This is a genomic window from Rossellomorea sp. LjRoot5, from assembly GCF_964253455.1.
Classification (GTDB): domain Bacteria; phylum Bacillota; class Bacilli; order Bacillales; family Bacillaceae_B; genus Rossellomorea.
The window spans coordinates 3,237,383-3,263,487 of the sequence record NZ_CAXUQN020000001.1 but is presented as its reverse complement, the minus strand read 5'-3'; the positions used below and the strand labels follow the sequence as shown (position 1 = coordinate 3,263,487).

General features: G+C 45.9%; 20 protein-coding genes, 15 tRNA genes and 3 rRNA genes. 35 read left to right on the top strand and 3 right to left on the bottom strand.

Features of this window, described 5'->3' with window-relative positions:
- Positions 1-60: 60 nt before the first annotated feature.
- From ACSQ2E_RS16680 to nikC, 8 genes are all read left to right on the top strand, one after another.
- Positions 61-276, top strand: a complete 216-nt coding sequence (locus ACSQ2E_RS16680) for a YgaB family protein (RefSeq protein ID WP_435994603.1) — start codon at positions 61-63, stop codon at positions 274-276.
- 188 nt (positions 277-464) lie between these two features.
- A complete protein-coding gene (gene ntdP / locus ACSQ2E_RS16675) occupies positions 465-995 on the top strand; it encodes a nucleoside tri-diphosphate phosphatase (protein WP_435992306.1) in 531 nt (176 codons plus the stop codon).
- 163 nt (positions 996-1,158) lie between these two features.
- Entirely contained in the window at positions 1,159-2,907 is a 1,749-nt protein-coding gene (locus ACSQ2E_RS16670) for an ABC transporter ATP-binding protein (protein WP_435992304.1), read from the top strand.
- Between the two features lie 306 nt (positions 2,908-3,213).
- Complete coding sequence (locus ACSQ2E_RS16665) at positions 3,214-4,230, top strand: ABC transporter ATP-binding protein (RefSeq protein WP_435992302.1); 1,017 nt, start codon at positions 3,214-3,216, stop codon at positions 4,228-4,230.
- Positions 4,205-5,170 carry an ABC transporter ATP-binding protein gene (locus ACSQ2E_RS16660; RefSeq protein ID WP_435992300.1) on the top strand — a complete coding sequence of 322 codons (966 nt, stop codon included), beginning with the start codon at positions 4,205-4,207 and terminating at the stop codon, positions 5,168-5,170. The genes ACSQ2E_RS16665 and ACSQ2E_RS16660 overlap by 26 nt, the downstream gene beginning before the upstream one ends.
- 75 nt (positions 5,171-5,245) lie before the next feature.
- On the top strand, positions 5,246-6,835 hold the full coding sequence (locus tag ACSQ2E_RS16655; protein ID WP_435994601.1) for an ABC transporter substrate-binding protein: 1,590 nt from the start codon (positions 5,246-5,248) through the stop codon (positions 6,833-6,835).
- A gap of 137 nt (positions 6,836-6,972) precedes the next feature.
- On the top strand, positions 6,973-7,977 hold the full coding sequence (locus ACSQ2E_RS16650) for an ABC transporter permease (RefSeq protein ID WP_435992298.1): 1,005 nt from the start codon (positions 6,973-6,975) through the stop codon (positions 7,975-7,977).
- A 27-nt stretch (positions 7,978-8,004) separates the two neighbouring features.
- The gene (gene nikC / locus ACSQ2E_RS16645; RefSeq protein ID WP_435992296.1) at positions 8,005-8,901 is read left to right on the top strand and encodes a nickel transporter permease; all 897 of its coding nucleotides are present in this window, start codon (positions 8,005-8,007) and stop codon (positions 8,899-8,901) included.
- A 44-nt stretch (positions 8,902-8,945) separates the two neighbouring features.
- On the opposite strand, the gene ACSQ2E_RS16640 is transcribed toward nikC, so the two are convergent.
- Both ACSQ2E_RS16640 and ACSQ2E_RS16635 read right to left on the bottom strand, forming a co-directional pair.
- Entirely contained in the window at positions 8,946-10,028 is a 1,083-nt protein-coding gene (locus ACSQ2E_RS16640) for an FUSC family protein (protein ID WP_435992294.1), read from the bottom strand.
- A 230-nt stretch (positions 10,029-10,258) separates the two neighbouring features.
- Positions 10,259-11,545, bottom strand: coding sequence for a glutamate-1-semialdehyde 2,1-aminomutase (locus ACSQ2E_RS16635; protein WP_435992292.1), 1,287 nt, complete (start codon positions 11,543-11,545; stop codon positions 10,259-10,261).
- Positions 11,546-11,738: 193 nt separating this feature from the next.
- On the opposite strand from ACSQ2E_RS16635, the gene ACSQ2E_RS16630 reads away from it, so the two are divergent.
- From ACSQ2E_RS16630 to perR, 8 genes are all read left to right on the top strand, one after another.
- The gene (locus tag ACSQ2E_RS16630; RefSeq protein WP_435992290.1) at positions 11,739-12,749 is read left to right on the top strand and encodes an ABC transporter ATP-binding protein; all 1,011 of its coding nucleotides are present in this window, start codon (positions 11,739-11,741) and stop codon (positions 12,747-12,749) included.
- Positions 12,750-12,800: 51 nt separating this feature from the next.
- Complete coding sequence (locus ACSQ2E_RS16625; RefSeq protein ID WP_435992288.1) at positions 12,801-13,592, top strand: ABC transporter permease; 792 nt, start codon at positions 12,801-12,803, stop codon at positions 13,590-13,592.
- 3 nt (positions 13,593-13,595) lie between these two features.
- On the top strand, positions 13,596-14,381 hold the full coding sequence (locus tag ACSQ2E_RS16620) for an ABC transporter permease (RefSeq protein WP_435992286.1): 786 nt from the start codon (positions 13,596-13,598) through the stop codon (positions 14,379-14,381).
- A 62-nt stretch (positions 14,382-14,443) separates the two neighbouring features.
- Positions 14,444-14,848, top strand: coding sequence for an ion channel (locus ACSQ2E_RS16615; protein ID WP_435992284.1), 405 nt, complete (start codon positions 14,444-14,446; stop codon positions 14,846-14,848).
- Between the two features lie 73 nt (positions 14,849-14,921).
- The gene (bcp, locus tag ACSQ2E_RS16610; protein WP_435992282.1) at positions 14,922-15,386 is read left to right on the top strand and encodes a thioredoxin-dependent thiol peroxidase; all 465 of its coding nucleotides are present in this window, start codon (positions 14,922-14,924) and stop codon (positions 15,384-15,386) included.
- Between the two features lie 228 nt (positions 15,387-15,614).
- The gene (locus ACSQ2E_RS16605) at positions 15,615-16,565 is read left to right on the top strand and encodes a D-2-hydroxyacid dehydrogenase (protein WP_435992280.1); all 951 of its coding nucleotides are present in this window, start codon (positions 15,615-15,617) and stop codon (positions 16,563-16,565) included.
- Between the two features lies 1 nt (position 16,566).
- Positions 16,567-17,115 (top strand): cob(I)yrinic acid a,c-diamide adenosyltransferase, encoded by a 549-nt coding sequence (locus tag ACSQ2E_RS16600; RefSeq protein WP_435992278.1) that lies wholly within the window; start codon positions 16,567-16,569, stop codon positions 17,113-17,115.
- A gap of 92 nt (positions 17,116-17,207) precedes the next feature.
- Entirely contained in the window at positions 17,208-17,648 is a 441-nt protein-coding gene (gene perR / locus ACSQ2E_RS16595) for a peroxide-responsive transcriptional repressor PerR (protein ID WP_397540941.1), read from the top strand.
- Positions 17,649-17,736: 88 nt separating this feature from the next.
- On the opposite strand, the gene ACSQ2E_RS16590 is transcribed toward perR, so the two are convergent.
- Positions 17,737-18,087 (bottom strand): YgzB family protein, encoded by a 351-nt coding sequence (locus ACSQ2E_RS16590; protein ID WP_034762624.1) that lies wholly within the window; start codon positions 18,085-18,087, stop codon positions 17,737-17,739.
- Positions 18,088-18,241: 154 nt separating this feature from the next.
- Between ACSQ2E_RS16590 and ACSQ2E_RS16585 the strand changes: the two genes are divergently transcribed.
- The 19 genes from ACSQ2E_RS16585 (at position 18,242) to ACSQ2E_RS16495 (ending at position 26,101) form a co-directional block, all read left to right on the top strand.
- Entirely contained in the window at positions 18,242-19,108 is an 867-nt protein-coding gene (locus tag ACSQ2E_RS16585; protein WP_435992275.1) for a nucleotidyltransferase-like protein, read from the top strand.
- A 259-nt stretch (positions 19,109-19,367) separates the two neighbouring features.
- Positions 19,368-20,919: ribosomal RNA gene (locus ACSQ2E_RS16580) — 16S ribosomal RNA — on the top strand.
- A gap of 254 nt (positions 20,920-21,173) precedes the next feature.
- A 23S ribosomal RNA gene (locus ACSQ2E_RS16575) occupies positions 21,174-24,109 on the top strand.
- Positions 24,110-24,407: 298 nt separating this feature from the next.
- Positions 24,408-24,524 (top strand): 5S ribosomal RNA (gene rrf, locus ACSQ2E_RS16570).
- Together the 16S, 23S and 5S rRNA genes with 15 tRNA genes alongside form the textbook arrangement of a ribosomal RNA operon.
- Positions 24,525-24,531: 7 nt before the next feature.
- A tRNA-Asn gene (locus tag ACSQ2E_RS16565) sits at positions 24,532-24,606 on the top strand.
- 6 nt (positions 24,607-24,612) lie between these two features.
- Positions 24,613-24,704, top strand: a tRNA-Ser gene (locus ACSQ2E_RS16560).
- Positions 24,705-24,719: 15 nt separating this feature from the next.
- Positions 24,720-24,794: transfer RNA gene (locus tag ACSQ2E_RS16555), tRNA-Glu, on the top strand.
- Positions 24,795-24,832: 38 nt separating this feature from the next.
- Positions 24,833-24,908 (top strand) — tRNA-Val (locus tag ACSQ2E_RS16550).
- A 75-nt stretch (positions 24,909-24,983) separates the two neighbouring features.
- Positions 24,984-25,057 (top strand) — tRNA-Met (locus ACSQ2E_RS16545).
- Between the two features lie 10 nt (positions 25,058-25,067).
- Positions 25,068-25,144: transfer RNA gene (locus ACSQ2E_RS16540), tRNA-Asp, on the top strand.
- A 159-nt stretch (positions 25,145-25,303) separates the two neighbouring features.
- Positions 25,304-25,379, top strand: a tRNA-Phe gene (locus ACSQ2E_RS16535).
- Positions 25,380-25,393: 14 nt separating this feature from the next.
- Positions 25,394-25,469, top strand: a tRNA-Thr gene (locus ACSQ2E_RS16530).
- A 16-nt stretch (positions 25,470-25,485) separates the two neighbouring features.
- Positions 25,486-25,569: transfer RNA gene (locus ACSQ2E_RS16525), tRNA-Tyr, on the top strand.
- 8 nt (positions 25,570-25,577) lie between these two features.
- A tRNA-Trp gene (locus tag ACSQ2E_RS16520) sits at positions 25,578-25,651 on the top strand.
- Positions 25,652-25,662: 11 nt separating this feature from the next.
- A tRNA-His gene (locus ACSQ2E_RS16515) sits at positions 25,663-25,738 on the top strand.
- A 39-nt stretch (positions 25,739-25,777) separates the two neighbouring features.
- A tRNA-Gln gene (locus tag ACSQ2E_RS16510) sits at positions 25,778-25,849 on the top strand.
- 4 nt (positions 25,850-25,853) lie between these two features.
- Positions 25,854-25,928, top strand: a tRNA-Gly gene (locus tag ACSQ2E_RS16505).
- Positions 25,929-25,935: 7 nt separating this feature from the next.
- Positions 25,936-26,009: transfer RNA gene (locus ACSQ2E_RS16500), tRNA-Cys, on the top strand.
- An 8-nt stretch (positions 26,010-26,017) separates the two neighbouring features.
- Positions 26,018-26,101 (top strand) — tRNA-Leu (locus ACSQ2E_RS16495).
- The last annotated feature ends 4 nt before the right edge of the window (positions 26,102-26,105 follow it).

Genomic DNA, 26,105 nt, shown 5'->3' with positions numbered 1-26,105 from the left:
GAGTTGGTTGAAGTGATTCAGCAGCGTTTTAATGAGTTGGTTACTGAGCAGTTAGAGACGATGGATAAGTTGTTATATCTTCAGTCTGAGATAGAGCGGTGTCAGGAATTGGAGGAGGAATTGGTGGGGCTACAGGAAATGACCAGGGTTGAATCGCTTCAAAAGGAAATCCTTTTGAAAAAGAAGGAACTCAGGGAGATTCAACAAATGTTCCAAAGACAAACAGATGAAGTGATTCTTTCCTATCAGAAAGAACAAAGCAGTGTCACAACGTAAGGAGCAATAGATCCCACTTATGTTTCCAAGACCATTATAAACCCCATTTTTCAACCTTATCGGGCCATTCTTAAAGGATATTTTCTTTAAGGATAGCCCTTTTGTTTTAAATTTTCTGAGGAAACGTTATAATGATAAAATAGACAAGTTTATATAATGGTAATTCTGAAATGAAGGAAGGGGATACGATGGCGGTTCCCACTGAAGGAAAATCTGTACAAATACATAGCTTTAAGCATGATGGAAACATTCACCGCATATGGAATGAAACGACGGTCCTTAAAGGAACGACCAATCAGATCATCGGTGGAAATGACCGGACGATGGTGACGGAGTCAGACGGAAGGACATGGATGACCCGAGAGCCGGCTATTTGCTATTTTCATTCGGAGCTATGGTTTAACATTATTTGTATGATTCGTGAGGACGGTATTTATTATTATTGTAATTTAAGCTCACCATTTGTATATGATCATGAGGGGATCAAGTATATCGATTACGACTTGGATATTAAAGTGTTTCCCGACATGACATATACACTGCTCGATGAAGATGAGTACGAAACTCATCGGAAACTATACGGTTACCCGGATGTGATCGATCATATCCTGAAGCGGAATGTAGACAAGCTTGTCCGCTGGATCCGACAAAGAAAAGGGCCTTTTGCCCCGGACTTTATTGATATTTGGTACGAGCGCTATCTGACTCACAGGGGGTAATAGAGTGTTGAAAATTGTATAGGAATCAAAGGGCTGACCCAGTAAGGAGCAACCTGTTCACTCCCATTCGGGATATGAAGAGCAACAGTGCTGCGTTCCATACAGGGTCATCCCTTTTTGTTGGGGCAGAATAAATACATACATCTTAGAAAGGAGTAATCACTTGGATAGTATCAAAAGGTACCTTCAGTTTGTCAAACCTTATAAATGGCAGATCATAGGTACATTAATCATAGGCATCATTAAATTCACCATTCCTTTGTTGATCCCCGTGTTAATCAAATATGTCATTGATGATATCGTCGGGGCAAAAGGACTGACCACAGATGAGAAGACAAGTCAGCTGCTCATGATCATGGGAATCATGCTCGTCCTGTTCCTCCTTGTGAGGCCCCCGGTGGAATATTACAGGCAGTACTTTGCCCAGTGGACGGGCAACAAGATCCTGTATGACTTGAGGGATTATCTTTTCTCACATATTCAGAGACTCAGCTTTAAGTACTATTCGAATACAAGGGCGGGGGAAGTCATTTCAAGGGTCATCAATGACGTGGAGCAGACGAAGAATTTCGTCATCACCGGACTGATGAATCTTTGGCTGGACGCGGCAACCATTGTAATCGCCCTTTCCATCATGTTCACGATGGATGTATCGCTCACCCTGGTGTCACTCATTGCTTTTCCATTTTACGCCTTCAGTGTCCGCTATTTTTTCGGAAGGTTAAGGGGCTTGACGAGAGATCGTTCCCAGGCGCTGGCAGAAGTTCAAAGTCATTTACATGAGCGGGTACAGGGGATGGCTGTCATCAAGAGCTTTGCTGTTGAAGATTATGAACAAAAGCAATTTCAGGATCAAAATCATAATTTCCTGACGAAGGCTTTAAAGCAAACGAGCTGGAACGCCAAAGCGTTTGCGGTCGTCAATACCATCACGGATATCTCGCCATTGATCATCATCGGGTATGCCGGGCTGCAAGTGATCAATGGTGACCTTACAATCGGTACAATGGCGGCCTTCATTGCATATATCGACCGCCTGTATGGTCCGCTAAGAAGATTGGTGAACTCATCTACAACACTGACTCAATCGATTGCTTCCATGGACCGTGTATTTGAATTCATGGACGAAAAGTATGATATCGATGATGAACCGGGAGCAGTTCCATGTGAAAATGTACAGGGGGATATCCGGTTCAACAATGTCTCTTTCCGTTATGAATCAGATGAAGAAAGAGTGCTCCGCAACCTTAATTTGGATATCAGGTCGGGGGAAACCGTCGCGCTGGTCGGGATGAGCGGCGGGGGGAAATCATCCTTTGTCAGTCTGATACCCCGCTTCTATGATGTAACCGAAGGGGAGATCCTTTTAGATGGAACGGACATCAGGAGGTTTCAGGTCAGATCTTTACGAGACAACATCGGAATGGTACTGCAGGATAATATTCTCTTTAGCGAATCCGTCAAGATGAATATTAAGTTCGGTAATCCTGAGGCGACGGATGAAGAAGTCATCGCAGCAGCAAAAGCAGCGAATGCCCATGACTTCATTGTGAAATTGCCGCAAGGCTACGATACGCGTGTTGGCGAACGCGGCGTGAAGCTTTCGGGGGGGCAGAAGCAAAGGGTGGCGATTGCAAGGGTATTTCTAAAGAACCCGCCGATCCTCATTCTGGATGAAGCAACATCTGCCCTTGATCTGGAGAGTGAACACCTCATCCAGGAATCTCTTGAGATCCTGGCAAAAGATCGAACGACTTTCATCGTGGCCCATCGTCTATCCACGATCACTCATGCGGACCGGATCATCCACATGGAACACGGTGAAGTTGTGGAAATGGGAACTCATGAAGAGTTGATGTCAAAGCAAGGACACTACTACAAACTCTTCCAAGTACAACAGCTTGACCAATAAGAATAAAAGTCATGACATATCACGATTCCTGTGATAAATGTCATGACTTTTTTTGTATTTCTAAAAAACATATCAAACTTATTTCAGGTGTGTCGTGAATAAAGTAGTGCTAAATAACTTTATATGGAAGGAATGAAAGGGTTAATTGGACATATATTGAATTGAAATGGGAATATCGACTTTGTGTAGAAAAATTCTGAAAATGGATTGCAACATTTGTAACATCTTGTATAATAAGAGACATATAAAATTTAGAAAATAAACACTATTAAGAAAAGAGAGATAGTTTCGAAGAGGAGGATTTGAATGAGCGGACAGCATCCTTTACTGAAAGTGGAAGATTTAAGGACCTCCTTTTTTACGGATGATGGAGAAGTTCCTGCAGTCGATGGAGTCAGTTTTCATGTGAATGAAGGGGAGGTGCTCGGGATCGTAGGGGAAAGTGGATGTGGAAAAAGTGTGACATCCTTATCGATCATGGGTCTCGTACCGAAACCGCCAGGGAAAATCGTCGGTGGAAAAATCCTTTATAAAGATGAAGACTTGACACAGGCATCCGAGAAGCGGATGAGAGATATCAGGGGCAATGACATAGCGATGATTTTCCAGGAACCGATGACATCGTTGAACCCCGTCTTTACCATAGGAGATCAATTAATCGAAGCGATACGCATACATACGAAAGCAGGAAAGAAACAGGCAAGGGATAAGGCCGTCGACATCATGAAAATGGTCGGCCTGCCGAGATCTGAAGAATTGATCAAGGAATATCCTCATCAATTATCCGGAGGGATGAGACAGAGGGTCATGATTGCCATGGCGATGGTGTGCGATCCCCGCGTCCTGATAGCAGACGAGCCGACAACGGCACTGGATGTAACGATCCAGGCCCAGATTTTAAAATTGATGAAGCGATTAAATAAAGAACTGAACACCGCGGTCCTCCTGATCACACATGATCTGGGGGTGGTGGCAGAAACATGTGAACGGGTCGTTGTCATGTACTCAGGCAAGGTGGTGGAAGAGGGTACTGTTGAAGAAATCTTCAAGGACCCTCAGCATCCTTACACGAAAGGTCTGATACAATCTGTACCCGACATGCGCATCAAGCAACAACGACTGCATTCAATCCAGGGGAATGTTCCAAAGCCGGGATCGATCAAGACAGGCTGCCGCTTTGCCGCCCGCTGTGATTCAGCATTCGATCGCTGTTTAGTAGAAACACCGGAATTATATGAAACATCACAAGGACATTGCACACGATGCTTCCTGTTCGATGAAGTGGAGGAGGGAGTTTATGACGGAACCGTTGCTAAAGGTTGAGAATCTTAAGAAACATTTTCCGATCACCGGGGGGATCCTCGGACGACCTGTCAGCTCTGTAAAAGCGGTGGACGGGGTATCTTTCACGGTGAATAAAGGAGAAACCCTTGGAATCGTAGGAGAAAGTGGTTGTGGAAAATCGACGACGGGCAGGATGCTCATGAGACTCATCGATCCATCCGACGGAAAGGTGACCTTCGAGGACCGGGAACTTACGAGTCTATCAAACTCGGAGATGAGGAAGATTCGCCGGGAAATGCAAATGGTCTTTCAGGATCCCTTTGCATCCTTGAATCCAAGACATACGGTAGAGAAGATTCTCGAAGAACCTTTGAAGGTTCACGGAATGGGTTCAGCCAAGGAAAGAAAAGAAAGGGTTCATGAACTTCTCAATATCGTCGGCTTGAGCAGCTACCATGCCAAACGGTATCCACATCAATTCAGTGGAGGGCAAAGGCAGCGTATCGGGATTGCAAGGGCACTCATGACGAAGCCGAAGCTGATTATTGCAGATGAGCCGGTATCGGCCCTTGATGTATCCATTCAGTCACAGGTACTGAATTTAATGCAGGATTTACAAAAAGAATTCGGACTCACTTATATATTCATCGCGCATGATCTGGGGGTAGTCAGACATATAAGTGACCGTGTGGGCGTGATGTATCTCGGCAAAATGGTGGAGCTGAGCGAGAGTGAGAATCTCTATGAAAAGCCCCTTCATCCATACACCCAGGCGCTCCTGTCGGCGGTACCGGTACCGGATCCGGATTTTAAAAGGGAAACCATTCTTTTACAGGGGGACATCCCGAGTCCATCCAATCCACCGAGCGGCTGCACATTCCATACCAGGTGCCCGCATGCCACGGACATTTGCAAACAGCAAGTGCCGGAATTCAAGGAACACCAACCAGGGCATTATGTAGCTTGTCATCTTTACTAGAAGACAGGTCTCATAAGTATATAAACAATATTTTAGGAGGGGATTTAGTTGAGGAAAAAAAGCTGGTCAATTTTAATGCTGCTCATCCTGCTCGTATCATCCGCGCTATACGGATGTGGAGGAGATGAAAAATCTTCAGGTGACGGCGGAAACAGTGGAGATAAGGGAGATCCCAAAGTACTGATCTTCGGTCGCGGGGGAGACTCTGTAGCTCTTGATCCGGGAACAGTAACGGACGGGGAATCATTTAAAGTAACGAAAAACATCTTCGAAACACTTGTGAAATTCGGAGAGCAGGATACAGAAGTAAACCCGGGATTAGCTGAAAAGTGGGAAGTATCCGATGATGGGTTATCGTACAAATTCATGCTGCGTGAAGGCGTGAAATTCCAGGATGGCACTGATTTCAATGCAGATGCCGTTGTTAAAAACTTTGAACGCTGGATGAACGGGAATGCAGATCAGTTCCCTTACTACGGTTCTATGTTTGGCGGTTTCAAAGGTGATGAAGGTCATGTGATCAAAGAAGTGAAAGCGGCTGACGACATGACGGTCGAATTCGTATTAAAGCGTCCTCAAGCACCATTCTTGAAAAACATTGCCATGAGCCCGTTTGCGATCGTAAGCCCGAAAGCAATCGATGAACTGGGTGACAAGCTTGCTGAAGCACCGACAGATGCAGGGACTGGCCCTTTCAAATTTGTTGAGTGGAAGCGTAATGACAAAATCGTCATCGAGAAAAATGAAGACTACTGGAACAAAGATTTACCAAAATTAGATCAAGTTGTATTCAAATCGATCCCTGAAAACTCAGCTCGTCTGAATGCGCTGATTTCAGGTGAAATCGATCTTGCTGATGGAATCAACCCGAGTGATGCAAGTAAAGTGGAGGGGGATGACAACCTGCAATTATTCGAACGTCCATCTATGAACGTTGGATACTTAGGGTTAACATCTACCCGCGAGCCTTTCGATGACCCTAAAGTACGTCAAGCGATCAACTATGCAATTAACAAGCAGGAGATCATTGATGCATTCTTCGAAGGAAAAGCTGAAATGGCAAAAAATCCAATGCCTCCGGTAATCGGCGGATACAATGATGATATCGAGCCTTATGAGTACAACCCTGAAAAAGCGAAAGAACTTCTTGCTGAAGCCGGTCATAAAGATGGGTTCGAAATGGAACTATGGGCAATGCCAGTACCTCGTCCATACATGCCGGATGGCCAAAAAGTAGCGGAAGCGATTCAAGCGGATCTTGCTGAAGTAGGAGTGAAGGCCAAAATCGTATCTTACGAGTGGGCGACTTACTTGGAAAAAGCGAAAAATGGAGAAGCGGATGCATTCTTACTTGGTTGGACAGGGGATAATGGAGACGCTGATAACTTCCTATATGTTCTGCTTGACCAGGACAATATCGGAAGCAACAACTACTCTTACTACAAAAACGATGAAGTTCATAAACTCTTGATCGATGCTCAAACAGAAGTAGATCCAGAAAAACGTGAAGAGCTGTACAAGAAAGCCCAGGAAATCATCCATGAGGATGCCCCGTGGGTACCACTTGCTCACTCTACCCCACTGCTTGCAGGAAGCGCAGCACTTAAAAACTTCAAGCCGCATCCAACCGGTTCCGACTGGTTAGGCGCAGTGGACATGGAGTAATAAGCAACAAACCAAAGGGGAGAAATCATAGATGTCTCCCCTTTGTACATAGAAAAGCGGAGCCGACTGATCAGCCCCGACAAGCAATCTTATTATTTTTATCGAAATCAGAATCTCCACTCAGAGAGGTGAACAAGATGTTCCAATACACCATTCGTCGGTTATTACAGCTTATTCCTGTTTTACTGGGAATGACCATTATTGTTTTTTCGATTATTCGTGCCATTCCGGGAGATCCCGCTCAGGTGATACTGGGGCAACAGGCAACGAAAGAAGCCGTGGCAGCATTAAGGGATCAGCTCGGTCTGGATAATGCCTGGTATATCCAATACATTGATTATTTAAAAGGCCTATTGACCGGGGATTTAGGAAGTTCCCTGCGAACGAAGACGGAAGTTTCATCGGAAATTTGGCCATATTTAGCTGCAACTGCGGAACTTGCAATCGTGGCGATCATCATTGCCGTCGTCATCGGAGTGAATGCAGGCATCATCAGTGCATGGTTCCAAAACTCTTGGTTCGATTATACCGCCATGATTCTGGCGCTTATCGGGGTTTCCGTACCTATATTCTGGTTAGGGTTGATGGGACAGTGGACATTCGGGATTCAGCTTGACATTCTACCGACAACTGGTAGGGAAAATATTCGGAATCCTGTAGACTCCATTACAAACTTTTATATTATAGATACCATAATGCAGGGACGATTCGACCAGCTTGGTGAGGTTCTAAAACACATTGTCCTCCCTGGTATCGCACTTGCAACTATTCCGATGGCCATCATTGCCCGGATGACACGCTCTAGCATGTTAGAAGTTATGCGTTCGGATTATATTCGAACTGCACGTGCCAAAGGATTGAAAATGTTCTGGGTCGTGTACAAGCATTCATTGAAAAATGCCATCATCCCGGTGCTGACGGTCATTGGTTTACAGATGGGTCTTCTCCTCGGTGGCGCGATCTTGACCGAGACCATCTTCGGCTGGCCGGGAATCGGTCGTTATATCTATGAAGCAATTAACTATAGGGATTACCCAGTCGTTCAATCCGGGATCCTGGTTGTTGCCACGATCTTTGTCACGATTAACTTAATTGTCGATTTACTGTATGCGGCTGTCGATCCCCGCATTAAATACAACTAACATCAATGAAGAAAGAGGTGAACTCTCATGGCAGAATTAGCAGAACCGCAAAAGGAGCTTCATCCTTCCCTGGAAGAAGAAACGGTATCTCCCTGGAAGGAAGCCTGGAAAAGCTTCACAAAGAATAAAATTGCTTTGCTCGGCTTTTGTATCGTCCTGTTCTTTGTCATCCTGGCGATTGCAGCACCACTCATTGCATCGCAGGGAATTAATGAGCAGGATTTATCAAAAAGACTGCAGGCACCGTCCTCAGAGCATTGGCTGGGTACGGATGATTTTGGGCGGGATATTTTATCAAGAATCATCCATGGTGCGCGTATCTCATTATGGGTCGGTTTCTTCGCCGTCATCGGTTCTTCCGTGATCGGAAGTTTACTGGGGATCGTAGCGGGCTATTATGGCAGATGGGTCGATACAATCATTTCCCGTATCTTTGATATCATGCTTGCATTTCCAAGTATTCTGCTCGCAATCGCCGTTGTGGCAGCTCTTGGGCCGTCACTCCGAAATGCTCTGATTGCCATTGCCATCATCAATATACCGAATTTCGGCCGACTCATCCGTTCACGGGTGCTGAGTGTGAAGCAGGAAGAGTATGTCATGGCTGCAAAAGCGATCGGGATGAGTGACGTTCGGATTCTCTTCAGTCATGTACTGCCGAATAGTATGGCTCCTATCATCGTACAGGGAACACTTGCCATTGCGACTGCCATCATTGAAGCGGCAGCACTTGGCTTCCTTGGTCTCGGGGCTCAGGCACCTGAACCTGAATGGGGGAAGATGCTGTCCGATGCAAGACAGTATATGCTTCAGGCCCCTTGGACGATGATCTTCCCGGGCCTCGCCATCATGCTGACTGTATTAGGCTTCAACCTGATGGGGGACGGACTACGGGATGCCCTGGATCCGAAAATGAAAAACTAATAAAAAACGGAGCAAAGGACATCATCCTTTGCTCCGTTTTTTATTTATTCTTCTTCTTCCCCGATCATTACTTCGTTATCATCTTTATGATACGACTGGAAGCTTGTTATCAGTTTTTCCAAGTGCTCGAGATGCTCATCGTATTCAAAAATAGCAGAGAAAATATGAAGTAGATGGAAATTATGGATGTTATCATTCTTTGTATGATGATTGACCTCTTCCAGCATGATCCTCATAAGCTCCTTACGGTGGAGGCATACATCCTGTTGGGCTTCCGATTCCGCATGTGGATGCATCTTTCCAAGGAACTTCAATAGTAGCTGTTCGTGATAGGTCAGTAAACAATCAAGTTGATTTTTAATGACGCCACGCAATTCGTCGGGCAATTGATAGATTTCGTTTTCATAGCGATTCAGGCGCTTCAATATTTCAAAACTCCGATTGGTAGAGGAAATCATTTGTCTGAAAATCACGAGCTTCCGACTCTTGACAATCGAATTTTTCTTGAAATAATCCCTTTCCTCTTTATATAGAAGATACAGCTGGTCGACCTTTATCAACTTTTCTTTAATGCGTTCCAGGTCCTTTTTCAAAAGATGGAACTCCGTTGCATGCCTCATACTCAACCTGATCCACTTCAGGATTTCCTCCGTTGAATCGGCTACTTTATGATAAAGCTTGGTTTCGTATTTAGGAGGCAGGAAGACGAGATTCACCAGAAACGATGAGAAGACACCAATCATGATGGTGGAAAAGCGGATGAATGCAAACTGAATGAAGTCCTGATCCGTCACTTCCATGATCGCAATCATCGTCACAAGTGACAGACCGATTGTGTTTTGCAGCTTTAATTTTAGAATGATAGCAATGGCGATAACAGCAGCAAGACCGACAATCAATGGATTACTTCCGAATAATAATACAAATATGACGGCAATTCCGGCACCGATCAGGTTTCCTTGAATTTGTTCGATAATGGATAGATAAGAACGATATATGGTGGGCTGGACGGCAAAGACAGCGGCGATTCCAGCGAACACCGGAGAAGGTATGCCGAGCAGCTGGGATACAAGTAAAGCTAATACAATCGCAATTCCCGTTTTAAGGATGCGAGCACCAAGTTTCATGGAATTAGAATCCTTTCTTGTGTAACTTATTTATAAACAATACTGTACTATACATGTACTTACAAGTAATATCAATAGGCAAATCCGAATAAGTTTTTACAAAATATGTTCCTTTTTATGATGGGGATCAAACTCCCCAAAATTCATAGATATGCAAAAAGGGAAAGGATTAGTATTACTTATCAAAAAAAAGACTGCACGCTAGTGGCATGCAGTCTTTTTGATCGTGTTTATAGCTGTGCAAAGGCATGGTCTACAGCTTCGAGTGTTACCTTGATATCTTCTTCGGTATGAGCCGTCGTCAGGAACCATGCTTCATATTTAGATGGGGCAAGATTGATTCCCTGATTGAGCATTAGTTTGAAGAACTTCGCAAACATTTCTCCATCTGTTGCTTCCGCCTGCTCATAGTTCTCCACTTTTTCAGTTGTAAAGTAGAGAGTGAGTGCGCCCTTCAGCCTGTTAATGGAAATTGGGGTGTTATGTTTTTTTGCTGCAGATAAAATACCTTTTTCAAGCATCTCCCCGAGTTGATCCAATTTCTCGTATACGCCGTCTTCTTTTAACACTTCAAGACAGGCGATGCCTGAGAGGATGGAGGCGGGATTGCCGGCCATCGTTCCAGCCTGGTAGGCAGGACCTAATGGGGCCACTTGTTCCATGATTTCTTTCTTTCCGCCATAAGCTCCGATTGGAAGCCCTCCGCCGATGATTTTTCCAAGAGCAGTCAGATCCGGTTTTACCTTCAGCATGTCCTGGGCACCGCCGTAAGTAAAGCGGAATGCTGTGATGACTTCATCATAGATGACAAGGGAATTAGACGCATGGGCGATGTCATTCACCTGCTCGAGGAAGCCTTCCTTCGGTTTCACGATCCCGAAGTTTCCGACGATCGGTTCGACGAGGACAGCGGCAATTTGATCTCCCCATTTCTCCATCGCTTCTTTAAATGGCTCGATATCATTGAATGGTACGGTGATGACTTCCTGGGCGATGCTTTTCGGGACACCTGCAGAATCAGGCGTTCCGAGCGTTGACGGACCGGAACCGGCTGCAACGAGAACCAGATCCGAGTGCCCGTGGTAACAGCCTGCAAACTTGATGACTTTGTCTTTCCCTGTATAAGCTCTTGCCACACGGATCGTCGTCATCACGGCTTCGGTACCTGAATTGACGAAGCGGACTTTGTCCATGTAAGGCATGGCTTCCTTGATCATTTTCGCAAACTTCACTTCGTGGCGGGTAGGCGTTCCATACAGGACACCGTTTTCCGCTGCTCTTGTGATCGCTTCGGTGATATGAGGGTGGGCATGTCCCGTTATGATAGGACCGTACGCCGCCAGGTAATCGATGTACTTGTTCCCGTCCACATCCCAGAAGTATGCGCCTTTTCCTCTTTCCATGGCAACAGGTGAGCCGCCACCTACTGCTTTATAAGAGCGGGATGGGCTGTTCACGCCTCCGACTATATGCTCCAATGCTTCTGTATGTAAAGTTTCTGATTCAGTGAATTTCATATTTTCCTCCCGGTAAAAGTGTATTTGTCTATGAACTACCCTTCTATTGTAGTACGGTCTTTTCCACTTTAGCAAATAGGGAATCAATGAGTGCACTCAAGCAGACTGTTCAAAGAGAGTCTGCTCATTGTGGTACACTATTCTTTGTTTCTAAAATTTATACCTATTTTAATGGAATGTAGGAGGACGCAAGATGAACGCAATCGAAGTGAATCATTTGCGTAAAGAATTCAAGGTTTTTTCCAGCCGTTCAGGGCTGAAGGGTGCCTTCAGGGATTTATTTACGCGTAATTATAAAGTCGTTCCGGCGGTGAACGATATTTCATTTAATGTGAAGCAGGGTGAGATGGTCGGTTATATTGGCGAAAATGGGGCCGGGAAGTCGACCACCATCAAAATGCTGACGGGGATCCTGACTCCGACCGGTGGAGAAATAACCGTCAATGGAATGAACCCTCATAGGGACAGAGAGAAGTTCGTACAGACAATCGGTGTCGTATTCGGGCAGCGTTCACAGCTATGGTGGGACATTGCCGTGCAGGAATCCTTTCAACTGCTGAAAAAAGTGTATAAAGTGCCGGATCAACAATACAAGGAGCATATGGATCATGTAATTGAAACCCTGGATATAGCCCCGCTCCTGGACAAACCTGTCCGTAAATTATCCTTGGGCCAGCGGATGAGATGTGAACTCGCCGCTGCACTTGTTCATAATCCACCACTGCTCTTTCTGGATGAACCGACAATCGGGTTGGATGTTCTGGTGAAATTGAAAATCCGTCAGTTCTTAAAGGAAATCAATGAGAAATACAACACAACCATTTTACTTACGACCCATGATTTATCTGATATCGAAGCGCTGTGTGAACGGGTCGTGATGCTCGATGAAGGGAAGATCATTTACGACGGTGAACTGAGTCGGCTGAAAGAAAACTGGGGAGATCAGAAAGAAGTCGTCTTTCAATTCCTGGATAATACCTCTCTGTCTGCTTTATCGGACCTTACCAGGAACCAGGGTATCTCATGGAGTTTTGATCAGAAAAAGCAATCCTACGCGGCTATAACGGAAGCCGACGAAGAAGTCATCTCACAGCTCATCACGGATGTCGTGGCAAACTTCAAAGTGAAAGACATGAAGATAGAAGAAACGACTACTGAGGAAATCATCCGAAACATCTATGAAAAAGGGGCTGTGACAAGTTGAGTGGTGGAAAGGAAGGTATGAAACGTAGGCTTGTACTTGGGGGGGAGAATCATGGCTAAGTATATTGAAATGATTCGTATCCGATTTCTGATGATGCTTGCCTACCGTACGAATTATTATAGTGGAATCCTGATTTACAGTATCAATATCGGGGCTTACTATTTCTTATGGCAGGCCATTTATGGAGGGAAACAGGATATTGAAGGATTATCGATCATTCAGATGACGACATATGTTGCCGTATCATGGATGGCCAGGGCCTTTTACTTTAATAATATTGATCGTGAAATTGCGCAGGAAATAAAAGAGGGCAAGGTGGCCGTTGAATTCATCAGGCCTTATAACTATCTTGGCATGAAGACGATGCAGGGACTGGGTGAGGGGGTCTTCCGCTTGGCGTTTTTCTCATTTCCAGGAATGATCATCGTAAGCCTGATTTTCCCGCTTCAAATCGGGACAGGTTTTGATACAATCGGCTTATTCGCCATTTCGATTCTTTTCAGCTTCATCATCAATACTCAAATCAATTTGCTGACAGGGATCACGACCTTTTTCTTATTTAATAACGATGGTCTCATCAGGGCCAAACGGGTTGTTATCGATTTATTCTCGGGACTCCTGCTTCCGATTCACTTTTTCCCCCTTTGGGCACAAAATGTGATGGAGTACCTGCCTTTTCAGAGCATCAGTTATGTCCCGAGCATGATTTTCACCAATGGTTTTTCGACGTCGGAAGCCTTCAACGCGATCATGATGCAGGGTCTTTGGTCGTTGCTTCTCCTTATACCGATTAAAGTGCTTTGGGTCATGGCAAAAAAACAAATGATCATACAGGGAGGGTGACCGATGTTTTATGTGAAGATGTTTTTTCAATATGTCGCCCAATACATGAAGATCAGGTTGCAGTACAGGGCCGATCTGATTGTCGAGATATTATCAGATTTACTATTTCAAGCTGTTAATCTCGTATTCATCCTTGTTGTTTTCGGTCACACTCAGCTATTGAGCGGATGGACAAGGGATGAAATTATATTCATCTATGGATTTTTTCTTGTACCGTTCGCCCTATTCAGTTCCTTCTTCAATATCTGGGACTTTAACGACCGGTATGTAGTCAAGGGTGAGTTCGACCGGATCCTGACAAGACCCATACACAGTTTGTTTCAAGTCATATTGGAGCGGATGGAGCTAGAGTCCCTTTTTGGGGTCATCACGGGAATGGCCGTCATGTACTACGCAGGTGGCAGGCTTGATATCACATTTGAGTGGTATGAGCCGGTTCTATTCATCGTATTTGTCTTGGGAGGGGCCCTTGTCTATGCAGGGATCTTCATTGCTCTTGCAAGCATTGGCTTCTGGTCAGATGCGAAAACGTCCATCATGCCGATGATGTACAATATCGGAAACTATGGAAGATATCCGGTCGATATTTATAATAGCGTGATCCGTTTTGTACTGACCTGGATTCTTCCATTTGCGTTCGTTGGCGTATATCCTTCTGCCTTTTTCCTAGAAAAGACGGAATGGTACCCGTATTCGTTCCTGACTCCATTCGTCGGAATCGGATTTTTCATTTTCTCCATTGTTCTATGGAATGAAGGGGTGAAACGGTACAGGGGTGCAGGTAACTAGAATGATTCCTCGATGATAAGCGTACATATACTAAGACAAGCAGAAAAAAAGAGGGTATGTACATGCTTTATATCATTGGATTTTTTATTCTGTTTTGCATGGCAATGAGCCTGCGGGCATTATTTTATCCTTCAAGATGGAAAGAACATCACGTTTCCCTTCATCACTTTTTCTTTTTGGGAATGTGTTACATCACGATTATGATCGGGTTCGGGTTATTATTCATGCTTCTTGAGCTCGAAGGCATCCAGATTCTTGTCGAGGCGGGGAGGCCACTTTCCGGAGACTTCCTCGATCATTTTTTTACTACCATGTATTTCAGCGGCATTACCCTCTTCTCGGTTGGATATGGAGATGTAACTCCTATGGGGATCGGAAGAGGGATCGCCCTTCTCGAGTCCTGGCTTGGTTATACGATACCGGCAGCCTTTGTCGTGAAGTCCTTTTTACACTATGAGAACAAGTAGCGTATGGTTTGAGTTTTTTCCTCCTATTGGGTACGCTAAAGTCAGAACGATAACCATTAGGAGGGGAAGATGTATGACAGTTGGTCAAAAAGCACCTGAATTTGAATTATTAGCAAGCAATGGAGAAAAGGTGAAGCTATCTGATTATCAAGGGAAAAACGTGGTCCTTTATTTTTATCCGAAGGACATGACGCCAGGGTGTACAACAGAAGCGTGTGATTTCAGGGATCAGCATGAGGACTTTGAAGATCTTGATGTCGTTATCCTTGGGGTAAGCCCGGACCCCAAGGATAAACATGAGAAATTCGTGGACAAGCATGGACTGCCGTTCCTCCTGCTTGTAGATGAAGATCATAAAGTGGCGGAGGAATACGGCGTATGGAAGCTGAAAAAAAACTTCGGCAAAGAATACATGGGAATCGAACGTTCCACCTTCATCATTGATAAAGAGGGGAACCTACTAAAGGAATGGCGGAAGGTGAAAGTGAAGGGGCATGTAGAAGAGGCTCTTCAATATATTCAAGAGAACCTTTCCTAAGCCTATTTTCAAGCCTATTTTAACCGGTTTGAGGCTTTTGTCCATTCACAAAAGCTGTAAGGACATATAGTAAGAGTAGGGCAACCTCCTCAAATAAGTCAGTCTCATCCGTGTAGCAGGATCGACCAGGTCGATCCTCTTTTTTTATGCTCACGGGGATGCTCGAAACTAGGGAGAATCCTCTCCTATATGGTAAAATAATGGGCAATAGGGATGGGAGGCAGCTACATGAAAATCATTTTTACATTTCAACCGAAAGAAGAATTCGTTTCAGATTTAACGAATAGCTTCCCCAGAGTTGAGTTCCTTTTTTATAAAAAAATCAATCAAGCGGAAAGTGAGCTTCCCGATGCGGAAGTGATCGTCACGATGGGGGAAGATCTAACGAGTGATCATATTGAGAAGAGCAAGAAATGCAAATGGATCATGGTCACTTCCGCGGGACTCGAAAAAATGCCGTTTGAAGCGATCAAAAGAAGGGGGATCCTAGTCACCAATGCACGGGGAATCCACAAGATTCCCATGGCGGAGTTCACGCTCGGCTTGATGCTTCAGCATGCGAAACAGCTTCAGTCAGTATGGGAACAGGAAAAAGAAGCCGTGTGGAGCAGAAGGTTACCTACCACTGAACTTCATGAATCATCTCTCCTTATTCTTGGAGCGGGGGCCATTGGAGGAGAAATCGCCCGACTGGCAAAGGCATTTCAAATGAACGTAAGTGGAGTGAATTCTACCGGCTCACCCGGGGAGCATTTTGACAGCATGTTCACCTTGGAGACGTTCAGGGATCAGCTCCCGAAAGCCGATTACATTGTTTCTGTGCTTCCGAGTACGAACCAGACAAAGGGGATTTTGGAAAATGATCATTTCATACAGATGAAGGATTCGGCTGTATTCATCAATATTGGCCGCGGTGACCTTGTTGAAGAATCCATCCTTCTTGAAGCAATGGAAAAGAAGTTGATTCAACATATGTATCTGGATGTATTTGATCAAGAGCCATTGCCTGAAAATCATCCATTTTGGAAGTCGGAAGGAATCACGGTGACACCTCACCTATCAAGCATTACAAAAAAGTACATGCCAAGGGCACTTGAAATCTTTAAAAAGAATTTATCTACATATAGTAATAAGAGTGAAAACTTTATTAACGTGATTGATACAGAGAGGGGTTATTAATATGAAGATTTATACGAAATCGGGAGACAAAGGGACGACTTCCCTGGTATATGGAACCCGCGTATCCAAAAAGGATCAACGGGTAGAGGCATACGGAACCTGTGATGAAGCGAACTCCATGATTGGTCTTGGTCTAAGTTATATCAAAGCTGAATACTTTGATGGTAAAGAAGAATTTGAAGGGTTTCTTCACAAGGTTCAAACGGTCCTCTTCCATGTCGGGGCAGAACTTGCTACTCCAGCTGGAAAAGAAGTGAAATGGAAGCTTGATGAAACACATATCAAAGAGTTGGAAAATCAAATCGATTTCCTGGACGGGTCTCTCACACCTCTCAGCAATTTCATCCTTCCGGGTGGTCAGCCGGCCGGTGCCGCCCTGCATACTGCCAGAACGATTGTCAGGAGAGCTGAAAGAGAAGCTGTAGGAATTGATGAAGACATCAATCCATTAGTCCTTTCTTATCTGAACCGGCTATCTGACTACCTCTTCGTAGCAGGCAGATACATCAACCAGATGCTTGGTGAGCAGGAGAAAAACCTCCACGAGTAACAGGGAGAATGATTGACAAAAGGGACCGTTGATTAGTACACTATTTATAAAGATTATAAAATAATAATTCTTATGAAAAGAGGTGCATGACGATGTCTGAAGAAGGACAATTGAAAGAAGCGATTTCGACATTGAAGGAAACGGGAGTCCGTATCACTCCTCAACGTCATGCGATATTAGAGTATCTCATTGATTCAATGGCCCATCCAACTGCCGATGACATATATAAAGCGCTCGAAGGAAAATTCCCAAACATGAGTGTAGCGACCGTTTATAATAATTTACGTGTATTCCGTGAAGTAGGTTTAGTGAAAGAGCTGACATACGGGGATGCCTCCAGTCGCTTTGACTTTGTGACGACCGATCATTACCATGTCATTTGCGATGGATGCGGCAAAATCGTAGACTTTCATTACCCTGGACTTGATGAAGTCGAACAACTGGCTTCCCATGTCACGGGTTTCAAGGTGAACAACCATCGCATGGAAATCTACGGCACATGCTCCGACTGTTCTATTAAGGAGACACATTAGATAAGAATGGTTCTAAATTAGAACCATTCTTCTTTTATTTTCCGCATCAAAAAAAGACCTTCCGTTGAAGGTCTTTTCTCATTCAGCTTTATCTTTTCCTTTTATTATAGTCCTCATCGAATTCTTCACCTTCAAGGTTCGGATCAAGGGTCAGGGGCTCGTTACAATACATGCACATATCTACACGTCCCAGTACCTTAGTGACCTTACCGCAATTGGGGCAAGTCACCTGTACGGCCTTCGTAGACAGCATCCCGATCCAGAAGTAGACAACCGTACTTCCGATGATTCCCAGAAAACCCAGCAGCATGAATGTTGTCATAACCCATGGATGTTCTCTAAAATATATACCGACGTACATAATGATAAATCCGATGAAAACTAAACTTAAGGCAAACGTACGGATTTTATTGATCTTACTTGAATATTTCTTAGCCATTTGTTTGTCCCTCCTAAAAAAATACTATACCATATTTGTTGGTAGTAGAGGGATACGAAACCATTTTGTCGAAAAATGACTATATTCAGAGAAGGAAATCCCCTTTCAATGTCGAAATAGTAACCAACCAATGAGTGATGTGGAGGAGTATGAAATGGAAGACATTTTACGACCGATATACCAAGAGCGTACAAGTCACCCCAATACTTTAGGAGCGCTTCTAATAGAACAAAGCAAGAAATCAAGTCCCTTGACCGATACCTTTGATATTGTCCTGTTCCTTATTGTGAAGGAAGCGGAAGAACCGGTGTTCATCAAGCATTATTCTTATAAAGAACAAAAGGCAGCGTTACATATCGTAACAGAAGCCAAGCTGAACGAGTGGATCTTACTCGGATCCAACCGGAAAGTGATCGATTGGCTGTTCAATGGAAAAGTCCTGTTTGATCGCAATGAGTTCATCCAGAATCTTAAAACGGAGTTACGAGACTTCCCTTTCTATGGCAGAAAGATCAAAATGGGCATGGAATTTGCCAAATTGATTCGCCGTTATATGGACGGTAAAGAATTCTTTGAAAGCAAACATTATTTGGATGCTTACAATCACATCGTCCATTCATTGCATCATTTAGCGAGACTGGCGGTCATTGAAAACGGGTTCCATCCGGAAGTGACCGTTTGGAACCAGGTCAAGCAAATAGAACCTGAGATTTATAAGCTATATGAAGAGCTCGTTACCAGTGATGAAGAAATTGATAAACGGCTGGAGCTCTTGTTCCTGGCAAGTGAGTTTCTCATCCACTCAAGAACGAAGGTTTCTACTGAACATCTGTTAGACATCCTTGGCCAAAAGGAACACTGGACGTTCCAGGATCTTCTTAATCATTCAGAAGCAAGACAGTACTCCGTTGATTTAAGTATGCTCATCGAATATTTAACGGATAAAGGGTTTGTTGAAATCGTCGATATAGAGACGAAGGGACAAGGTATCTATCATCGCTATTATCGTGCAGCGAAATAATTATAGTAAAATATTAATTTTTCGTTGACTTCAATCTGCTGCCTTGGTATATTAGTAAATGTCGCTGCTGAACGACGGCAACGAGCGGTCAGTGGCGACTTAAAAAAACAAAAAAGTTGTTGACAATACGTATACAGCTTGATAAGATAAAAAAGTCGCTTAAACGAAGCGCTTTCACATTGAACCTTGAAAACTGAACAAAACAAGACAATACGTCAACGTTAATTCTAGATTTATTTTTAAAGAGCTATTCAAACTTTTATCGGAGAGTTTGATCCTGGCTCAGGACGAACGCTGGCGGCGTGCCTAATACATGCAAGTCGAGCGGATTGATGGGAGCTTGCTCCCTGATATCAGCGGCGGACGGGTGAGTAACACGTGGGTAACCTGCCTGTAAGACTGGGATAACTCCGGGAAACCGGGGCTAATACCGGATAACTCATTTCCTCGCATGAGGAAATGTTGAAAGGTGGCTTTTAGCTATCACTTACAGATGGACCCGCGGCGCATTAGCTAGTTGGTGAGGTAACGGCTCACCAAGGCAACGATGCGTAGCCGACCTGAGAGGGTGATCGGCCACACTGGGACTGAGACACGGCCCAGACTCCTACGGGAGGCAGCAGTAGGGAATCTTCCGCAATGGACGAAAGTCTGACGGAGCAACGCCGCGTGAGTGATGAAGGTTTTCGGATCGTAAAGCTCTGTTGTTAGGGAAGAACAAGTGCCGTTCGAATAGGGCGGCACCTTGACGGTACCTAACCAGAAAGCCACGGCTAACTACGTGCCAGCAGCCGCGGTAATACGTAGGTGGCAAGCGTTGTCCGGAATTATTGGGCGTAAAGCGCGCGCAGGTGGTTTCTTAAGTCTGATGTGAAAGCCCACGGCTCAACCGTGGAGGGTCATTGGAAACTGGGGAACTTGAGTGCAGAAGAGGAAAGTGGAATTCCAAGTGTAGCGGTGAAATGCGTAGATATTTGGAGGAACACCAGTGGCGAAGGCGACTTTCTGGTCTGTAACTGACACTGAGGCGCGAAAGCGTGGGGAGCAAACAGGATTAGATACCCTGGTAGTCCACGCCGTAAACGATGAGTGCTAAGTGTTAGGGGGTTTCCGCCCCTTAGTGCTGCAGCTAACGCATTAAGCACTCCGCCTGGGGAGTACGGTCGCAAGACTGAAACTCAAAGGAATTGACGGGGGCCCGCACAAGCGGTGGAGCATGTGGTTTAATTCGAAGCAACGCGAAGAACCTTACCAGGTCTTGACATCCTCTGACAACCCTAGAGATAGGGCTTTCCCCTTCGGGGGACAGAGTGACAGGTGGTGCATGGTTGTCGTCAGCTCGTGTCGTGAGATGTTGGGTTAAGTCCCGCAACGAGCGCAACCCTTGATCTTAGTTGCCAGCATTCAGTTGGGCACTCTAAGATGACTGCCGGTGACAAACCGGAGGAAGGTGGGGATGACGTCAAATCATCATGCCCCTTATGACCTGGGCTACACACGTGCTACAATGGACGGTACAAAGGGCAGCAAGACCGCGAGGTTTAGCCAATCCCATAAAACCGTTCTCAGTTCGGATTGTAGGCTGCAACTCGCCTACATGAAGCTGGAATCGCTAGTAATCGCGGATCAGCATGCCGCGGTGAATACGTTCCCGGGCCTTGTACACACCGCCCGTCACACCACGAGAGTTTGTAACACCCGAAGTCGGTGAGGTAACCTTTTGGAGCCAGCCGCCTAAGGTGGGACAGATGATTGGGGTGAAGTCGTAACAAGGTAGCCGTATCGGAAGGTGCGGCTGGATCACCTCCTTTCTAAGGAAGATTTACAAAACAAGTTGACAGTCGAAGTTTTGTTCAGTTTTGATGGTTCAACCATCAGGGATTTTTGCGAAAGCAAAATATCCAACCATAATGTCTCTTGTGAGACAAATGATTGTTCTTTGAAAACTAGATAAAGATAAATTGATAGTCAAGAAATTACCGAGTATCGCCATTTTAGGGTTTAAACCTTAATTAGTAAGTGATCAAATTTTGATTTAGCAGCAAAGCTGATAAAGCGAAATTTAGGTTAAGTTATGAAGGGCGCACGGTGGATGCCTTGGCACTAGGAGCCGACGAAGGACGGGACTAACACCGATATGCTTTGGGGAGCTGTAAGTGAGCTTTGATCCAGAGATTTCCGAATGGGGGAACCCATTGTTCGTAATGGAACAATATCCTTACTTGAATACATAGAGTATGGAAGGCAGACCCAGGGAACTGAAACATCTAAGTACCTGGAGGAAGAGAAAGCAATTGCGATTCCCTGAGTAGCGGCGAGCGAAACGGGATATAGCCCAAACCAAGAGGCTTGCCTCTTGGGGTTGTAGGACACTCTATACGGAGTTACAAAGGAATGAAGTAGACGAAGAAGTCTGGAAAGGCTCGTCAAAGAAGGTAACAACCCTGTAGTTGAAACTTCATTCCCTCTTGAGTGGATCCTGAGTACGGCGGGACACGTGAAATCCCGTCGGAAGCTGGGAGGACCATCTCCCAAGGCTAAATACTCCCTAGTGACCGATAGTGAACCAGTACCGTGAGGGAAAGGTGAAAAGCACCCCGGAAGGGGAGTGAAATAGAACCTGAAACCGTGTGCCTACAAGTAGTCAGAGCCCGTTAACGGGTGATGGCGTGCCTTTTGTAGAATGAACCGGCGAGTTACGATCCCATGCAAGGTTAAGTTGATAAGACGGAGCCGCAGCGAAAGCGAGTCTGAATAGGGCGAATTTAGTATGTGGTCGTAGACCCGAAACCAGGTGATCTACCCATGTCCAGGATGAAGTTCAGGTAACACTGAATGGAGGTCCGAACCCACGCACGTTGAAAAGTGCGGGGATGAGGTGTGGGTAGCGGAGAAATTCCAATCGAACTTGGAGATAGCTGGTTCTCTCCGAAATAGCTTTAGGGCTAGCCTCATGTGTAAGAGTCTTGGAGGTAGAGCACTGTTTGGACTAGGGGCCCTCATCGGGTTACCGAATTCAGACAAACTCCGAATGCCAAAGACTTATCCATGGGAGTCAGACTGCGAGTGATAAGATCCGTAGTCGAAAGGGAAACAGCCCAGACCACCAGCTAAGGTCCCAAAGTATACGTTAAGTGGAAAAGGATGTGGAGTTGCTTAGACAACCAGGATGTTGGCTTAGAAGCAGCCACCATTTAAAGAGTGCGTAATAGCTCACTGGTCGAGTGACTCTGCGCCGAAAATGTACCGGGGCTAAACGTATCACCGAAGCTGTGGATTGACACCTCTAGGTGTCAGTGGTAGGAGAGCGTTCTAAGGACTGCGAAGCTAGACCGTAAGGACTGGTGGAGTGCTTAGAAGTGAGAATGCCGGTATGAGTAGCGAAAGATGGGTGAGAATCCCATCCACCGAATGCCTAAGGTTTCCTGAGGAAGGCTCGTCCGCTCAGGGTTAGTCGGGACCTAAGTCGAGGCCGATAGGCGTAGACGATGGACAACAGGTTGATATTCCTGTACCACCTCTTTTCCGTTTGAGCAATGGGGGGACGCAGGAGGATAGGGTAAGCGCACTGCTGGATATGTGCGTCTAAGCAGTTAGGCTGATGATGAGGCAAATCCCGTCATCGTGAAGGCTGAGCTGTGATAGCGAGCGAATTATAGTAGCGAAGTTCCTGATTCCACACTGCCAAGAAAAGCCTCTAGCGAGGAAAAAGGTGCCCGTACCGCAAACCGACACAGGTAGGCGAGGAGAGAATCCTAAGGTGAGCGAGAGAACTCTCGTTAAGGAACTCGGCAAAATGACCCCGTAACTTCGGGAGAAGGGGTGCTCTGGTAGGGTGCAAGCCCGAGAGAGCCGCAGTGAATAGGCCCAGGCGACTGTTTAGCAAAAACACAGGTCTCTGCGAAGCCGTAAGGCGAAGTATAGGGGCTGACGCCTGCCCGGTGCTGGAAGGTTAAGAGGAGTGCTTAGCGTAAGCGAAGGTGCGAATCGAAGCCCCAGTAAACGGCGGCCGTAACTATAACGGTCCTAAGGTAGCGAAATTCCTTGTCGGGTAAGTTCCGACCCGCACGAAAGGCGTAACGATCTGGGCACTGTCTCAACGAGAGACTCGGTGAAATTATAGTACCTGTGAAGATGCAGGTTACCCGCGACAGGACGGAAAGACCCCGTGGAGCTTTACTGTAGCCTGATATTGAATTTTGGTACAGCTTGTACAGGATAGGTAGGAGCCTTGGAAACCGGAGCACAAGCTTCGGTGGAGGCATCGGTGGGATACTACCCTGGCTGTATTGAAATTCTAACCCGCGCCCCTTATCGGGGTGGGAGACAGTGTCAGGTGGGCAGTTTGACTGGGGCGGTCGCCTCCTAAAGAGTAACGGAGGCGCCCAAAGGTTCCCTCAGAATGGTTGGAAATCATTCGCAGAGTGTAAAGGCACAAGGGAGCTTGACTGCGAGACCTACAAGTCGAGCAGGGACGAAAGTCGGGCTTAGTGATCCGGTGGTTCCGCATGGAAGGGCCATCGCTCAACGGATAAAAGCTACCCCGGGGATAACAGGCTTATCTCCCCCAAGAGTCCACATCGACGGGGAGGTTTGGCACCTCGATGTCGGCTCATCGCATCCTGGGGCTGTAGTCGGTCCCAAGGGTTGGGCTGTTCGCCCATTAAAGCGGTACGCGAGCTGGGTTCAGAACGTCGTGAGACAGTTCGGTCCCTATCCGTCGTGGGCGCAGGAAATTTGAGAGGAGCTGTCCTTAGTACGAGAGGACCGGGATGGACGCACCGCTGGTGTACCAGTTGTCTTGCCAAAGGCATCGCTGGGTAGCTATGTGCGGAAGGGATAAGTGCTGAAAGCATCTAAGCATGAAGCCCCCCTCGAGATGAGATTTCCCATCACGTAAGTGAGTAAGATCCCTAGAAGATGACTAGGTAGATAGGTCAGAGATGGAAGCATGGCGACATGTGGAGTTGACTGATACTAATCGATCGAGGACTTAACCAAACTATAAAGCGGAGGCGGCTTGAACAGAGACGACAAGCATTTCTGGGCAATCAGAAGAGGGTGTTTTTTACCCTCAGCTGATTGAACTGAAATGACCTCGAGTCTCTAGCCGCCGGAGCTGGAATGTTATCTATTGCAATAGTAGATACAACAATTGGTCGATATTCGGCTTTCTTGACATCAATTCTTTATCTAGTTTTGAAGGAATAAAATTTATATGAAAATATAAAAAAATCCTTGAAAAAAATTATCAACACGATATAATAGTACTTGTCCTTAAAAAAGGGACAATACATAGTCTGGTGACTATGGCGAAGAGGTCACACCCGTTCCCATGCCGAACACGGAAGTTAAGCTCTTCAGCGCCGATGGTAGTTGGGGGATCTCCCCCTGTGAGAGTAGGACGTCGCCAGGCATATCGTTCCGCAGTAGCTCAGTGGTAGAGCTATCGGCTGTTAACCGATCGGTCGCAAGTTCGAATCTTGCCTGCGGAGCCAATATATGGAGAGCTGTCCGAGTGGCCGAAGGAGCACGATTGGAAATCGTGTAGACGGTTAACGCTGTCTCAAGGGTTCAAATCCCTTGCTCTCCGCCATTTTGTTTTCAGTAAGGCCCATTGGTCAAGCGGTTAAGACACCGCCCTTTCACGGCGGTAACACGGGTTCGAATCCCGTATGGGTCACCAATTTTTTTGCGGAAGCAAAAGAACTTACCATGTAATATGGAGGATTAGCTCAGCTGGGAGAGCATCTGCCTTACAAGCAGAGGGTCGGCGGTTCGATCCCGTCATCCTCCACCATGATTTTTTACGAAGCGTAAGCAGAGTAAAATAATCTTCCTTAATTAGTATTTGTAACTTACCATTTCTTATCGTCGCGGGGTGGAGCAGTTCGGTAGCTCGTCGGGCTCATAACCCGAAGGTCACAGGTTCAAATCCTGTCCCCGCAATACCATTTTTGGTCCGGTAGTTCAGTTGGTTAGAATGCCTGCCTGTCACGCAGGAGGTCGCGGGTTCGAGTCCCGTCCGGACCGCCATTTTTATATTAGATAGTCATGAAATGGAAAAGGGTTTCGATAAGCGAGAAGGTCGAGGAAGCGATCGAAGGAACACCGGAGCGTATTTTACATACGTGAGGATGTGACTGAGTGAGCTGACGAAGAGATTCGAAGCTTAGCGGAAGCCGAAAACTATATGGCTCAGTAGCTCAGTTGGTAGAGCAATGGACTGAAAATCCATGTGTCGGCGGTTCGATTCCGTCCTGAGCCACCATTTATTTACTTGATGCCGGTGTAGCTCAACTGGTAGAGCAACTGACTTGTAATCAGTAGGTTGGGGGTTCAAGTCCTCTTGCCGGCACCAGTCAAGTGATTTAGCTGGAGGGGTAGCGAAGTGGCTAAACGCGGCGGACTGTAAATCCGCTCCTTCGGGTTCGGCAGTTCGAATCTGCCCCCCTCCACCATTTATTCTAGGGGTATAGTTTAAAGGTAGAACGAAGGTCTCCAAAACCTTTGGTGTGGGTTCGATTCCTACTACCCCTGCCAATTATTTCATGGCGATTGTGGCGAAGTGGTTAACGCACCTGATTGTGGTTCAGGCATTCGTGGGTTCGATTCCCATCAGTCGCCCCATAAAAGTCACATTTTTATTTCCGTGACATATACTATCAGTGGGCTATAGCCAAGCGGTAAGGCATCGCACTTTGACTGCGACATGCGTTGGTTCGAATCCAGCTAGCCCAGTAGTGCGGAAGTAGTTCAGTGGTAGAACACCACCTTGCCAAGGTGGGGGTCGCGGGTTCGAATCCCGTCTTCCGCTCCAATATTAAGGCGGCATAGCCAAGTGGTAAGGCATGGGTCTGCAAAACCCTGATCACCGGTTCAAATCCGGTTGCCGCCTCCAAATGTAATGCCGGTGTGGCGGAATTGGCAGACGCGCACGACTCAAAATCGTGTTCCTCTGGAGTGCCGGTTCGATCCCGGCCACCGGTACCACATC